11 protein-coding genes are annotated in these 13077 nt (G+C 29.7%); 6 read left to right on the forward strand and 5 right to left on the reverse strand.

The window, feature by feature from the left end:
* The first annotated feature begins 342 nt into the window (after positions 1 to 342).
* Together ACJDU8_RS10665 and ACJDU8_RS10670 are read left to right on the forward strand one after the other, a co-directional pair.
* Complete coding sequence (locus ACJDU8_RS10665) at positions 343 to 1254, forward strand: helix-turn-helix transcriptional regulator (RefSeq protein ID WP_406792141.1); 912 nt, start codon at positions 343 to 345, stop codon at positions 1252 to 1254.
* Positions 1255 to 1326: 72 nt separating this feature from the next.
* Positions 1327 to 1506: a hypothetical protein gene (locus ACJDU8_RS10670; protein ID WP_406792142.1), complete on the forward strand. Its 180-nt coding sequence runs from the start codon at positions 1327 to 1329 to the stop codon at positions 1504 to 1506.
* A gap of 161 nt (positions 1507 to 1667) precedes the next feature.
* Here ACJDU8_RS10670 and ACJDU8_RS10675 read toward each other — a convergent pair whose 3' ends face one another.
* The 4 genes from ACJDU8_RS10675 to ACJDU8_RS10690 all read right to left on the reverse strand — a co-directional run bounded on the left by ACJDU8_RS10675 (position 1668) and on the right by ACJDU8_RS10690 (position 6225).
* Complete coding sequence (locus ACJDU8_RS10675) at positions 1668 to 2177, reverse strand: GNAT family N-acetyltransferase (protein ID WP_406792143.1); 510 nt, start codon at positions 2175 to 2177, stop codon at positions 1668 to 1670.
* A gap of 644 nt (positions 2178 to 2821) precedes the next feature.
* A complete protein-coding gene (locus ACJDU8_RS10680; RefSeq protein ID WP_406792144.1) occupies positions 2822 to 3451 on the reverse strand; it encodes a DUF2284 domain-containing protein in 630 nt (209 codons plus the stop codon).
* Position 3452: 1 nt separating this feature from the next.
* Complete coding sequence (locus ACJDU8_RS10685; RefSeq protein ID WP_406792145.1) at positions 3453 to 4433, reverse strand: radical SAM protein; 981 nt, start codon at positions 4431 to 4433, stop codon at positions 3453 to 3455.
* 112 nt (positions 4434 to 4545) lie between these two features.
* Positions 4546 to 6225: a hypothetical protein gene (locus tag ACJDU8_RS10690; RefSeq protein WP_406792146.1), complete on the reverse strand. Its 1680-nt coding sequence runs from the start codon at positions 6223 to 6225 to the stop codon at positions 4546 to 4548.
* Between the two features lie 1308 nt (positions 6226 to 7533).
* Between ACJDU8_RS10690 and ACJDU8_RS10695 the strand changes: the two genes are divergently transcribed.
* Together ACJDU8_RS10695 and ACJDU8_RS10700 are read left to right on the forward strand one after the other, a co-directional pair.
* A complete protein-coding gene (locus ACJDU8_RS10695; RefSeq protein WP_406792147.1) occupies positions 7534 to 9333 on the forward strand; it encodes a DUF4365 domain-containing protein in 1800 nt (599 codons plus the stop codon).
* 176 nt (positions 9334 to 9509) lie between these two features.
* Complete coding sequence (locus tag ACJDU8_RS10700; RefSeq protein WP_406792148.1) at positions 9510 to 10478, forward strand: SMEK domain-containing protein; 969 nt, start codon at positions 9510 to 9512, stop codon at positions 10476 to 10478.
* A 746-nt stretch (positions 10479 to 11224) separates the two neighbouring features.
* On the opposite strand, the gene ACJDU8_RS10705 is transcribed toward ACJDU8_RS10700, so the two are convergent.
* Positions 11225 to 11389 carry a helix-turn-helix domain-containing protein gene (locus ACJDU8_RS10705; protein ID WP_406792149.1) on the reverse strand — a complete coding sequence of 55 codons (165 nt, stop codon included), beginning with the start codon at positions 11387 to 11389 and terminating at the stop codon, positions 11225 to 11227.
* Positions 11390 to 11741: 352 nt separating this feature from the next.
* Between ACJDU8_RS10705 and ACJDU8_RS10710 the strand changes: the two genes are divergently transcribed.
* Positions 11742 to 12227, forward strand: a complete 486-nt coding sequence (locus tag ACJDU8_RS10710; RefSeq protein WP_406792150.1) for a flavodoxin — start codon at positions 11742 to 11744, stop codon at positions 12225 to 12227.
* Between the two features lie 129 nt (positions 12228 to 12356).
* Complete coding sequence (locus ACJDU8_RS10715; RefSeq protein ID WP_406792151.1) at positions 12357 to 12743, forward strand: MerR family transcriptional regulator; 387 nt, start codon at positions 12357 to 12359, stop codon at positions 12741 to 12743.
* Positions 12744 to 13077 lie beyond the last annotated feature (334 nt).

Genomic DNA, 13077 nt, shown 5'->3' on the forward strand with positions numbered 1-13077 from the left:
TGTTAACCCCTTATACTCTTGCCCTTCATCAATTGCAATAGAATCCTCATTAAAAATTAAAAGAAGAGGCCTTTTATCTTAATCACTGGTTGAGGTAAAATATGGTTCAATTACATAATTTTTTTATTTTATTTCTCTCGTATTGTATACTGGGAACATTTTTAATAGTAACAGGTATAACCTGACCACACCACGTCATGTTTTATTCTTCTCTAAGCAAAAATGAAAATATCCTTTAGAGGAGATGGTGAGAATAATAGCGCATACTTTCATTAAAGAATCACATAATATGACATAGTGTTGTCAAGTTATGTGATTTATATTTTTAAATGAGGTGATATTATGCAGATAAGTAGATTATTTAAAATCGTATATATTCTACTTGAGAAGAAGTCTGTAACAGCAGGCAAACTGGCTGAACATTTCGAAGTATCTGTGAGGACTATATATAGAGATATTGATGCACTGTGCCAAGCAGGTATTCCTATATATGCAAGTCAAGGTAAAGGTGGCGGGATTTCTCTGCTTAATAATTTTGTACTTGATAAGTCACTACTTTCAGAAAAAGAACAGGATAAGATTCTGCTAGCTCTTCAAAGCTTGTCGGCAGTTCAATATCCTGAACTTGATGATGTGCTATCAAAATTGAGCAGCCTTTTTAAAAAAGGTAATATAAGCTGGATTGAAGTGGATTTTTCTAATTGGGGAAGTGATAAAAATCAAAAAAAAGTTTTTAGCCTTCTTAAAGATGCCATAATTGAACATCTGGTAATTACTTTTTCCTATTTCAATATAAGCGGAGAAAAAAGTCACCGTAAAGTTGAACCTCTTAAACTACTCTTTAAAGATAAAGCCTGGTATCTACAAGGATATTGCCGCCAGAAAATAACATACAGAACATTTAAGATAAGTCGTATGTCTGATATTCATATTACTGAGGAGTCTTGTATGCACCAGAGTTCACAGGAGCTTATTACTAAATCTCCAGACGAAGCATGTGAGCAGGTTAAGCTGACTCTCAAAATATCATCTGAAGGAGCTTACCGTGTATATGATGATTTTGAAGAAGAAAATATAATAAGAAACAAGGATGACTCCTATACTGTGATTATTTCCCTACCCGGTGGTGAATGGATTTACAATTATCTTTTTTCTTTCGGTACAATGCTGGAGGTGATAGAACCTCAAAGTATACGTAAGGAGATCTCAATTCGTTTGGATAATATGGTAAGTAAATATCATTCCAAAACCTGACGTACTGTGGTCAAGTTATATTAGTTATACTAAGTAAGTAAAATAACTTAAAAACAAGAAGGTATTTCTATTATGAGAAATAATTCATGGTTATTTGATATAAGAAAAGAACTTGAGGATGAACGCACACCCGTAGCCGACGGAACCAAAAGCATTGGAAATGCTTTTGTCCTTCATTTACTTAATTCAGGAGCAAGAGAGCTGCCCACTCTTTTAAACCAAATATTTATACCCAAAAATAAATTGCGGTAGTAAATGGGTGGCAAAACCTATTTTTTATATTGTTTTATTCCCTACAATCATTGGTATTCCTTGATATTTTAGCTACACATTCCATATGCCTTAATGCGTTAATAAAGATGCCGTTTGAAACTGATGAGGCCTTGGCAAAAATAATGAACAGACAATCAAACTTAATTATTATTCGTATTTACAACTTGAACAATCTGTTTCTGGCCGTTCTTTTCAAAATATTTATAAAACCGCATGCCAATCTTTTCAGCAACTTTTTGTGATGGAATATTTCGTGTTGTGGTATACGAAAATACTTTAGGATATTGTAAAACTTTAAAGGCGTATTCCTTGCAGGCAAGAGCTGCTTCCGATGCAAATCCCCTGTTGCAATATTTCTTAATAATATGAAAACCAATTTCCGGTACAGTTTTATCACCAATGTTTTGCATTGTTATGCCGCAATCTCCAATAAATATCCCGCCTTCTTTTAATATTACAGCCCATAATCCATGTTTATATTTTTTATAATTTTCAATATTCCATTGAATCCACTTTTCTACCTCTTCTTCACTAAACGGATGTGGATAGAATTGCATAGATTCAGGATCAGATAGAACCTGCATTAATTCTTTTTTATCATCAATCAGCAGTTCTCTCAGAAACAATCTCTCTGTTTCAATTATTTTCATTATTAATCACCTTTAACTGTTTTGGAGTTGAGTTACCCATCTCTTCCTTGTGTAAAAGGCAGACACATTCTACATGAGCAGTATCCTATAATTTAAAATTAAAATATCTTAATATAAATTTAAATAGCTCGTACTAAATATTTATTTTCAAGGGTTAAAGGAAACTCCATTATTTTATTAGCATTTCTTAAAGTATCTTAACTTTTATTATTTATCTACTCATTGGTAGTAAATTCGTAGTATACTACCAAAAGAATCTTTTTAAACCTGGTAAACCTTTGAATTTCACCGTATATATCATAACATATTTATACCTATCATCGGCCGGGCGCAATTGGCAAGTTCTTATCTTTCCACTGACTAACTAAACGTTTTATTTTCAATAAATTGATAATTGTTATGATTATTTAGACTCTAATCTTATTTATTTAAATATAGTGGAAACTTATATTTAATATATCCTCTCACAATATATAACCTTATCTAAATATATTAGATACATAATTATAGTAATTTCAGCGGTTTTAGTATGTTACATTTTTATTTGCTAAATGGTATATATTTGGAACATGATACAAAAAAAACAAAACATATTTTCGAATAATTTTAAATTAGAAAGTACAACTTATTCCTTAATATTTTAATCAAACTATTGTCTCAAATAAATCTTTTAATTCATTATTATTAATTATTTTATAATTAGTTAATACCATTGATACAGTGGTTGTATATTCAGGTAATACCTTGTTCTTATACCACAACAATTCATGTGATAAAACTTTTTTTGACAAAGCATCTACATCTAAGTATGTTGCCTCCATACTATATCTCATGTTATTGGGATGATTGCAAGGCTCTTGTTGTTTACACCGACATGGTTTGCACAACCTGCAACTTCCGCTTAACAATGAATAACCATCAATCTGTTTCTCTAAAATTCTAGCAGCTTTTTCTATTGAACTTTTTAAAGTAACATTAGCAGCCTTCATAGCTAAATATTTATTTTTAATATCTAGATACCTACTCATTGAGGTGCTAAAACAAAATACAATGGCATTGTTATATTGCCAACTAATATCATCATAAGATTTAGAATAAGGAGGACAGCTCCACTTTTTCCCATAGTTGGGGCATCCCGTTTTACATGCTTTTTGTATTTTGTATCTATTTACATATCTAGTTAACTCATCTGCTCTAACAATTGCAGCCTTACAAATTATAGTAATTTCTCTATTAGTGGTTTTTTTTATTTTTTTAAATTCTATCAGATTCATATTACTTTTTATTAGCTCTATTCCCTCCTTTACATCTTAAACATCTTTGAACTGGACACTTTTCTGGACTATTCAAAACTTTTTTCTGTTCTTCTATGAATTTAGCCTCTGCTTGCAAGTATTTTGAATTCATAAAAATCACTTCTATTCTCCTATCATGTATGGAGTCAGGAATTATTTCATTGTTATCATCATCACATAGTGGAATATATTTAAAAGCTTCACATCCATATACCGTACCATCAAACTTAACATATAACTTTTCTTTACCTGCATAACATGAGCATTCGCTATCATCAACTTGTAGAGGAATTCCAACTCTAGTCTTTTCATTAATTAACTCATTTAATTTTTTCTTTATCATATCACTAGTTTCGTCATCTAAAAGTATTTTTTCCTCATTATCCTTAGCTCTTCCATGTGGTACTAGCCCTAAAAAGCTTAACATATCTAGATTAAATTTACCTACAAAGTTAATCATATCATCTATTTCATCAATGTTAAGTTTCATAGGAACAAAGTGAATTTCTGTAAAAATATTATTCTCTTTACATAACTTTATAGACTCCATCAACAGTGGTAAGTTACCCTTTGTTTGCATTATTTCGTCATATCTTTCTTCCTTTAAAGACTGAACATTAAATATTAATTTATTTACACCTATCTTGCTCAATTTGCTAATTACTTTACCATCTAAAGAAGAATACTCCCCATATTCATTGAAAACTATTCCACTTGTATATATACTTATATCAATTCCCTTTGAGTTTATGTAAGATACTATATCTAATAGCCCACTATGCAAGAATGGTTCTCCACCTGAAATACTTATAGACTTAGCTTCTAATAACTTTAGACCATCTACTATTTCTTTTAACTTTTCTATACTAATATATGTATTACATTCTTTGCTTGACGCAGATGAGCAATGAATACATTTGTTAGGGCATCTTTGACAAATTTCTATTGATACATGTCTCACTTTTTCCCCCCCTTATCCTTCTATCCTATATGTCAAAATAAATTTTTGTTTATTTTAAATATATATATAGTTTCTATATTTTATACTGCTGAACTCCAAAATGATAGCAAGCTTACTTTGCTGCCGCTATCTTTTCATCTAACTTCTCTTTCTCTCTTTCCATTTTTCTTATTTTATCTTCCAATAAACTCCTTTGATATTCTAGTCTTTCCTTATCACTTTTTCCATCTTGTATTGTAATACCACCATATATAGAATCAGCTAATTCTTGTTTTAAATCCAGTATCTCTTTATTTATAATGTCATCACCTTTATAAGTAACTTTAAATTCATTCATATTAACATTTCCTACACCATATTCAATTATAATACTTCTTTCTTGTCCATCTCCTCCATTATTTAAATTAATTGTTGCCTTTTTACAGAATCCATATTTTCTATTTCCTGAATCTTGTCCATCTCTAAATATGATTTTATAATTCTCATACTGATTTGTATATATTCTTTTCATTTTATTTTTTATTTCTTCATTACTTACGGATTTCATATCAATTACTTCATCTACCACTATATTTTCAGTAGAAAATTTATTAATTGTAAGCTGGGTTTCATTTCCTTCCATTCCTTTATACATATCTGGCCACGACTTTCTTCCCCATTCTTGTAATTCATCACAAATAAATAACAAGCTAGAAAAAGTAGATAAATCAACGTTATATATATCGGAACACGTATGAGATGACATTGCTCTTAAAATTTCACGCCTTATATAAAATTGTTTTGCTTCCTCTTCATTATATTCATAATCCTCATTTAGGTTGAAATCCGCTTCTTTAAAATATGTTAAAGTCTTATATACTATAATCGCACTTAATATTCCATGATTATAACCCTCTAACGACTTAGCATATTTAAAATAGTATTTAGGTTGTTTTCTTCCATTATAGTAGTTATTTATTATCTCAACTTCCTCAATTTTTCCACTTTCTTTATTTTCCTCTTTAATCTTTTCTTTTACTTCCTCACCCATTTTCATTTTAGTACACATAAAATTTAGTATATAATCGTTAATACTATCTTGTATACCACTAAAATTAAAGTTATTCCATATCCTTGGCTCATATATAAATTCCTTCATCATATCCTGAGTCTTCTCAAATATATCTTTAGTTTTCTCAAGTGGATATCCCAGATCATGGCAAGCCGCCACTATTGTCCACATACTTATCTTTTCAAAAAAATTAATCTTACGATTAAATACACTTTCTTCTTTTTCTCCATCTATTTTTATAGAATAAATAAAAGGCTTCTTACCTAATTTCCATTCATTTAATATACACACAATTCCTAAAAGCCATGTGCGAAATGAATGAAAAACATGATCCCGATAATACTTACTTCCTCCATAAAGAACCGATTCAAAGCTAGTGTATTTTTCATTGTATTTCTTTAAGTTATCACTCCCATATGCAATAGGAATCTTATCAGGCATCTCATCACCGTCACCTCTAAATGGCTCCCTTTCATCAAAAAACCTTAAACACTTTATAGATGATACTATTAAATTATTCCATATCTTTTCAATATCTTTACCACTTTCGTATTGGATATTTGTATTCTCTTTTTTAGGTTTCATTTCTCGTAACTTATCCATAATATATTTACACAACGGGTGAGGTAACTCATCCTTATCGTTAAACTTAACCTTCTCCAATTCGTTCTGTATAATACCTTGTATTTTTTTCCCTAATAATAAATTTATCAGATTTTGATCATTTATTGGTGTTCCCATTTCATACTTTCTCCTTTTACAATGCTGTATTTCAAAAATCGATTTTCTTTGCAAATTTCTTCTAAATAAATTATATACTAGCCAACACACTTTTTCAAATTATTCCTCAATTAATATGATTATCCATATTGTGTTTTTATATAATAGTAAATTTCATTACAAATACAATATATTAATTATTTTATATATCAATTAACCCTATCTTACTCCTAATATTGATTGCTCCAATATTCGTACTAGCTACCCACTAAAATGTCTCATTCTGTTACGTGGGTTTCTTGTGCTTTGGAGTGTGGATGGCAGTGAATATTTCAAACTGACACAAAAGAGTAGACTTCCACCAATGTTAGTGCACCTTTAAATTTTCATGTTCTAGAACACTATTATTACATATTTAAGGCTTTTGTTAGGATATTCCTTGGGATAATTGAATAAGTAATAAATAGCTTTAAAAGTGCGTTGAATGATGTTTAATTATAGGGGTTTTTTCCGTCACTACTTGGTCGTGACTCTTATATTAGAAATTTGTGTCATGTATATCTCAAATTGAAACAAATATAGCGTGAGTGTGTGAGAATTTTCGTGGGAGCCTAGATAAACGAAACAGCTTTGTAGTATATTTTATGTTTAATTATATATAGTAAAAAATCATCATTTTGTAAAGTACTAAGAAAAATAAGAGTCTTTTACAAAATATCTAAGAGGGTACTATATATTAGTTATTTAACTAAAAAATCGCTATGTAGATAAAAAAGTCATATATATTTTCTGCTCCTACTAGGCAGTATGTATAAAATTAGCCTTGTCGTTTCATGCCCCACCCCTTTCAACTAAGCCTAACCTTGCCCTACATATGAACAAAACATTCTCCTCCCACTAAAACCACTTTAAATATAGATACTGTATCCATAGAAAACTTTGAACAAAAAGAAAGAAGACCCGAAGGGTTTAGAATCCATTGTGGTGGATTACATGATTTGCATGGAGTATATCTATTATTTTTTGCAGTAATTGTCGATAATTTGTATACGAAAGATTTATATATTTCTCGGTAATTAGAGGAATGAATCAATTTTTGTTGAAAATATTTTATTGTAAGAGTTTTATATCATATGGTTTACATTAGATGCATAAATTTCAATGTATCTAATGTCTATAATTGGTAGTTGGGATGCCATGAGAAATAAGTATAGCGTAAATCATGCATAAGTAATTTGGAATATACGAGAGAAACATTTAATTTTATGAGTGTCAATAAGTTCACTTTTAGCTGGAATAATATATTCTGTATTGGAGGGAGGAGTATTAATGAAATTGCCAGGCTACACAGATAATGCAAAACAAGATGATAAAACAGTAAGTTTATTAAAATATATATTAGCATCACATGAAAGAGTTATGAGTAATTTTATTGTGTCCGGAGATAAGTATCCAAACATTGATGGATTTATAGAACTTGTAAATGACAACAGTGAACCTATCGGTAAATTTGAAGTTCAAATAAAAACATTACCAAAGAACCATAATGGAAAATACCCCAATATGCCTGTTAGTACAATCAATTATGCTATGGAAGTTTCAGACTCGCCAGTATTGTTTATTTATGGAGATACTGATAAACAAAAATTATACTGGATACATGCTTCACAGGATTATTTAAAAGAGTTACCAATTAGACCTAACCAAAAGTCAAAAAGTATAAATTTAAAACTAGAGAATGAAATATCTATATCAAATACAAATTATATTATTGATTGGACAAACACAATTTTAGAACATAAAAAAAAGTATAAATATTATTTAGTGCATAGACAAGAATATGATGATTTAAAAAAATTTTCAGATGCTTCATTAGGAATGAGAGAGGATTACTTTAAGGAAGTGCATAATTTCTTGGATTATTACAATAATTTATTAGATACTGATTTTCAAGTGGTTAAAGACTTTTTCTATCCCAGTAGCTGGAAGGTGGGTATTTCAATTCACAATTATAGCAAAAATTATGTAGGTTTTTCAATATACCCAATTTCATATTTCGAGAATAATGTTCAAATCAGAATAATGTCGGATGCCGAAGCTAAAAATTTCAATGATAAATATAATAATTTTAGAATGTGTAATTATAATCCCATTAGAAATCACTATAAAGCATTAGCATATGAGTTAATAAAAGATAAGATTAAGGTTATATTAAAGAATTTTTTCCTTAGCATTGATAATAACTCAAGAGCTTTATATAGCAATATACTATTTACCTTTATGGATATGATAGCAGCGCAATACAAATTCAGAGAATCAGAAACCCTAAAGGGAACATATTTTAATGATAGTTGTGATATAAATGAAGTTTCTATAGTTGTTACTAAGTTATTACCTGTAATATTTGCGGAGTTATCTTCTAAAAGTATTAATAAAGGTTATTATACTAGGGTTGTAGGGCAAGTTCCCATATTTGATCCTTTTTCAGGATTAGCAATTATTCATGAAGATACTAATTTAGAAGAACTATACAAATCGTTAGAAAAAGGAGAATTATCGTATGAACCTATAATACTTTACAATGAAAAATTTCCTTTTACTACATTACTTGATTCAATTAGAATATTAAAATCTCTAGGAATTGGTTCGGTTAAGAGAATTTTTAAACCTCGTAATTATATACGAATGAGTAATTATGGAAGTTCATTTTGGAACGTATGGGATAATAATGATTTACTTGTAAATCTAAAATCTTATGTTACTAATGTGTATGATTCATACCACAAATTTTTAAGGCATAATTTTAGTAGATTATATGAAGAATTAAAACTTACTAAAAACGATATTGATGTTTACATTAAACTTGTTAAAACGGAAGATGATAATATATGTCCATCATATGATGTGCTTTTTTATAAAGATATTGTAGAAACCCCGAACGTCAACATAATTACCGAAGAAAATGGTGATTCGATGATTAGAGATATAGATTGGAATGTGTTTTCTAAGCAAGTGTCAGGAATATTTGAAAACAATATTGACAGATTATCTATATTGAATAAGTGCTATGCCTTGTTGGAAGGTAAGTTATTTAAATATATTGATGAGAAAATTCATTATTATAAGTGATATATAACTTTATATGGTATTCAGTTATATATCTGAAATTAAGGAAAAAACAATGTTTAGGTGTGAAAATAGAACTTTGCTAATTAGTATGTGGTATAAATTTAGAATAAGTACTATTACTAATATATATGGAAAAATTATGATGATATTGTAAATGCTTTTAGGAGGTCTAGTCTATGTATAAGGAAAGAGAGCTTAAGGAAGTAGTAGGTTTGATAACTAGGTGGATAGGTGAGATACGACTTAATAATTTTATAAATTTATATGATATAAATAAACTTTCTGAGGGTTTGGCTTTAAAATTGTTAAATATACTATATAGCTATGAGCTTGTTGATTTGAATAGTGACATTAGAAATGTTTGTGCAATAGATTTAGGGGACGAACAATCAAAGATAGCATTTCAAGTTACATCTAGGGTTGATAGCAAGAAAATTAAAGATACATTAGAAAAATTCGTAAATAATGAACTTGACAAAAAATATGAAAACGGAGTGAGGTTTTTAATATTAAATTTTCAAGAGGTGAAGCTTGGAAAATACAAATATAATCAAATATACTTTAAATTTAACAAAAGTGAAGATATTATAACTGATAAAAAGTTAATAAGAGATATTGAACAACTTTATAGCAGCAATTATACAAAATTTTGTAAAATACTTGAATTGTTAAGCAAAAGTATTGGGAAATCTCGAAATTACATAGAGGTACCAGATGAAGAAATTTTCAAGAAAATTGGAAATTGTTTTGATAGACCAGCATTTAAAACTCCTTTTTATCTGGAAAGTAATTTGCCAAACTTTAAAAAAGCAATTGAAGATACAATAGAAGCAATTAATACTGGAGTGTACAGATTAAGAGATAATACAATTGTTGAAATTATTTATCCTAAATCAAAAATTAAGGATGATGAAGCCAGAAAAAGACTAGGAAAAATTGTTGATAAATTAATAATACTTAGAAGTACATATGACAAGTTGATAAGTGATAATGAAATACGTTTGTGCGGATGTGGATCTGCGGAGTGCGGAGTACATTTACTATCATCAATGGCTTGTGAAAAAATGGATTCTCTAAGAAGAGAAATATTAAGTGAGTTTAGAAATATTTATAGTCAGTTTGATGTTGAATTTTTAAATATATAATAAACTAAATAGCCTAGCATAGCGGCGTACCTAAGTTTACTTCGACCAAAATAGGATTAAGCTATGGAGAAATCAAAATGTATTTTTTTAAGAGCTGTAGCATATCAAAAACAGTTCCAATATACAACACTATTGTATTACATAAAGTTTATTACAATTAAAACTTCCTATTAGCCATAAAAGTGGTCATATTGTAGCTATGCTCATTAGGCTAACAACAAAAAATTAAAGTATATAAAATTTTATTAAGAAGTGTCGCCCAATTGTTAATAACTGCGAAGTAAAGACCATTTATATACTCTGTAGACAAATAGTAAATTTATAGGGGAGTCTCATAGGATGATTATATAATGGCAAAATGTTGGAAAATTGATATTTGATAATAGCCTATCTTATATAATTTACTACATTTAAGTTTCTTTTAGGGACAATTATTTCTTTATTTAGTGGCTTGGATCCTAAAGCTACACCATAATAAGGTCCATACCCGTCTGGAACGCCAAGTCTTCTGACTTCATCCTCTAGTTGCAAGAAAAATGTTATCAAGCCAATCTAGACAGATGTATTTTATAGTTAATTATTAGTTATAGAATGCATCGGTTACTTAGAAAGTATTTGTTTCAAATGTTTATTCCACACAGTATTAAATCTTGGAGCCGTTTTAACATCATCATTTGTAATTCCATATATTTGAGTAGGTTCATAAGGAATAGGTTGTATAGGGTTTACCAAAGTATTTAATTGTATTACCATTCTATAATACAAAATACAAATCTATAAACGGTGCTTTTATCCTTTCCGACCATTTCTACGATATGGGTCAAGGAATAGGCATGATTTAATCCCTCTTCAATATCATAGCGGTCTTGGAACGTAAGATGTTTCCGGTACCTGTCATTTGAATTTTCCATAAAAATTGCCTCCTTCTGGCAGGCAAATATCATGGAAACATTATACATCTTGTGCAAAGGTAAACTCTAGAGTTTGTGCAAAATTAAATTCCAGAGTTGTGTAGGATTAAATTCCGCTAACACCACCCAAATTGGACTTCAGATTTCATTTAAGAGTTTCATTGTAGCAAATATCGTGCAAGACTAAAATCACGAAACACGAATTAAGTAGTGCAAACAAGAAATTACCTTTTCATTTTACTTAGAAATTTAAATATACGCTTGACTTAGAGTTAGCTCCAAGTGGTAAAGTATGAAATAAACATAGGTTATCTTTATTAACCTAAACACATTATATAAGGAGTATATTAAAATGAATAAAAAGATTTTTATTATTTATTATTCTTGGTCAAGTAACACAGGTAATATTGCTAGGTTGATTCAGCAGGAAACAGGCGGCCAATTATTTGAAGTTAATCCCGTCCAGGCTTATCCAAGTAATTATGGTACTTGCGTTGAACAGGCAAAAAAAGAGATCCATTCTGGATTCATGCCGGAGCTAGAAGCCATTCCTGACAATCTGGATAGCTACGATGTCATATTTATCGGTACACCTATCTGGTGGCATACTATGGCACCTCCAGTGTTTACATTTCTGTCCCACGCCGATATGTCGGGTAAAACGGTGGTTCCATTTTGTACCCATGGTGGCGGTGGGAAGGGTCATTATATAAATGATATTTCCAAGTTGTGTAAAAATTCTATTGTCTTGGATGAACTCGTGGTGTATGGGGATGGTGGAAAAAGTGCAGAGCTGGATGTACAGGCGTGGCTGAATAGAATTGGAGACAACCTATAAATGTATAATGCCTTTGAAGCGGACTTTCTTGCTAGCTTCATTTCTACAGATAAGTAACAAAAAAGGATATATATATTATTGAACGAAGTGGTAAAAGTAAATTTTATTGGGTAAAGGAGGTACTTTTCTATGATGATTGCAGAAGTAAGTCAAAAATATAACTTAACAGCTGATACATTGCGGTATTATGAGCGTATAGGTTTGATTCCACATGTTAATCGAAGTACAAGTGGGATTAGAGACTACACAGAAGAAGATTGCAATTGGGTTGAATTTATCAAATGTATGCGTAATGCAGGACTTTCCATTGAAGTATTAGTTGAGTATATAACTATGTTTCAGCAGGGCAATTTCACAATTAAGGCTAGAAAACAACTTTTGATAGAACAACGTAGCCAACTTGCCGAAAGAATTAATCAAATGCAGCAAACATTGGAACGTTTGGATAAGAAAATTGATGGATATGAAGAAAGAGTATTGGTGAAAGAAGAACAATTGAAAAGAGAGGATAACTAATTGTTGTTATTTAAATATTTTATTGGATAAGATTAACAGAAAACTGTCGATAGTTTATACCATATCGGCAGTTTTTTGAGTTAGTGTTAAATTAATTGTATTATCAGCATTTGTCTCTATTACTTAGCTAATTACATATTTAAAAAATTTTGTGAAAAAAGGTATTGACTTGGAGTTAACTTCAAAGAGTATAATTACTCCAGAAACAGTAACCATAAGTAAATCTAAAAAATTGGAGGATTAAATATGAGTTTTAACATGTATATACCAATAAGAACTTTATTTGGAGTAGGCTAATTAGGTCGTGTCTGAAAACTCAAAAATGAACAAATAA

Origin of the sequence: Candidatus Clostridium eludens, from assembly GCF_045310515.1 — a bacterium.
In the GTDB taxonomy this organism is placed as follows: Bacteria; Bacillota; Clostridia; order Clostridiales; family Clostridiaceae; genus Clostridium_B; species Clostridium_B eludens.

Excerpts from the sequence above, each read along its gene's own strand:
- ACJDU8_RS10665 (WP_406792141.1), top strand. The coding sequence starts at position 343 with ATGCAGATAAGTAGATTATTTAAAATCGTATATATTCTACTTGAGAAG.
- ACJDU8_RS10670 (WP_406792142.1), top strand. The coding sequence starts at position 1,327 with ATGAGAAATAATTCATGGTTATTTGATATAAGAAAAGAACTTGAGGAT.
- ACJDU8_RS10675 (WP_406792143.1), bottom strand. The coding sequence starts at position 2,177 with ATGAAAATAATTGAAACAGAGAGATTGTTTCTGAGAGAACTGCTGATT.
- ACJDU8_RS10680 (WP_406792144.1), bottom strand. The coding sequence starts at position 3,451 with ATGAATCTGATAGAATTTAAAAAAATAAAAAAAACCACTAATAGAGAA.
- ACJDU8_RS10690 (WP_406792146.1), bottom strand. The coding sequence starts at position 6,225 with ATGGGAACACCAATAAATGATCAAAATCTGATAAATTTATTATTAGGG.
- ACJDU8_RS10695 (WP_406792147.1), top strand. The coding sequence starts at position 7,534 with ATGAAATTGCCAGGCTACACAGATAATGCAAAACAAGATGATAAAACA.
- ACJDU8_RS10700 (WP_406792148.1), top strand. The coding sequence starts at position 9,510 with ATGTATAAGGAAAGAGAGCTTAAGGAAGTAGTAGGTTTGATAACTAGG.
- ACJDU8_RS10705 (WP_406792149.1), bottom strand. The coding sequence starts at position 11,389 with ATGGAAAATTCAAATGACAGGTACCGGAAACATCTTACGTTCCAAGAC.
- ACJDU8_RS10710 (WP_406792150.1), top strand. The coding sequence starts at position 11,742 with ATGAATAAAAAGATTTTTATTATTTATTATTCTTGGTCAAGTAACACA.
- ACJDU8_RS10715 (WP_406792151.1), top strand. The coding sequence starts at position 12,357 with ATGATGATTGCAGAAGTAAGTCAAAAATATAACTTAACAGCTGATACA.